The following is a 1,376-nucleotide window of genomic DNA, read 5'->3' as shown; positions in this document are numbered from 1 at the left end:
GATCCATTCGTGTAGTAATGGCCCAAATAACATCTTGCCAATCACGGCAATTGACATCGTCATCAACGACAACGATAAATTTGGTATACATAAACTGGCGCAAGAACGACCAGGCACCCATCATGACACGCTTAGCATGGCCGGGATATTGCTTACGGATTGAAATCACAGCCATACGGTATGAACAACCTTCAGGCGGCAGGTAAAAATCAATAATTTCTGGATATTGCTTACGTAAAATAGGTACAAATACTTCGTTCAATGCCACGCCTAACATGGCCGGTTCATCAGGTGGACGACCGGTATAGGTACTATGGTAAATGGCGTCTTTACGATGAGTAATGTGAGTCACGGTAAATACTGGGAATGAGTCGGTTTCGTTATAGTAGCCAGTATGATCGCCGTATGGACCTTCTACCGCTGTCTCATCAGGGTCAATATAACCTTCAAGAATAATCTCGCTGGTGGCCGGCACTTCAAGATCGCAGCTAATGGCTTTACAGACTTCAGTACGTTCACCGCGCAGTAAACCTGCAAAGGCATATTCACTCATTGAGTCTGGCACGGGAGTGACAGCACCTAAAATGGTTACTGGATCGCTACCTAATGCCACAACGACAGGATAACGCTCTCCAGGATGGAGCTGTTTAAAGTCTTTAAAATCTAAAGCGCCGCCACGGTGATCAAGCCAGCGCATAATCAGCTTATTTTTGCTTAATAACTGTTGACGATAAATACCTAAATTTTGTCTTTTCTGACGCGGCCCTTTTGTGATGGTGAGTCCCCAAGTTACTAATGGGGCGATATCTCCAGGCCAGCAATGTTGGATTGGCAACGAGGTTAAGTCGACTTCATCACCGGTTTTAACCACTTGCTGACAAGGCGGATTACGCACTGTTTTAGGCGGCATATTTAATGCCTGCTTATACATGGGTATTTTGGCGATGGCATCTTTAAAGCCTGTAGGTGGCTCGGGTTCTTTTAAAAATGCTAATAACTCACCAACTTCTCGCAAAGCCAAAGGATCGTCTTTACCCAATGCCATAGCAACACGTTTAGGCGTTCCAAATAAGTTAACCAGTACCGGCATGGTATGGTTGGTCGGATTTTCAAATAACAGTGCGGGGCCTCCAGATCGTAAAACACGATCGGCGATCTCTGTCATTTCTAAATGAGGGTCAACAGGGTAGCTAATGCGCTTTAACTCGCCATTTTTTTCCAAATGATCGATGAAGCTGCGTAAATCTTTAAAACTCATGTTTACCGCCTGTAAATCAAATCCAAACCAATATGCCGCGCACTATAGCATTTTTCTAATATAGGGTTAATACCAATCCATATAAATTGGTATTGGTCAGCGGCTTTCAATACTGGTT

1 protein-coding gene is annotated in these 1,376 nt (G+C 44.1%); it reads right to left on the bottom strand.

The genetic code is table 11. From position 1 onward, the window contains the following. On the bottom strand, positions 1-1,258 hold a 1,258-nt coding region (gene ubiD, locus CXF78_RS00610; protein ID WP_102035695.1), incomplete at its 3' end, for a 4-hydroxy-3-polyprenylbenzoate decarboxylase. Positions 1,259-1,376 lie beyond the last annotated feature (118 nt).

Source organism: Shewanella sp. 11B5, assembly GCF_002836795.1.
In the GTDB taxonomy this organism is placed as follows: Bacteria; Pseudomonadota; Gammaproteobacteria; order Enterobacterales; family Shewanellaceae; genus Shewanella; species Shewanella frigidimarina.
The sequence above is the reverse complement of the archived record's forward strand: the minus strand, read 5'-3'. Positions and strand labels throughout refer to the sequence as shown.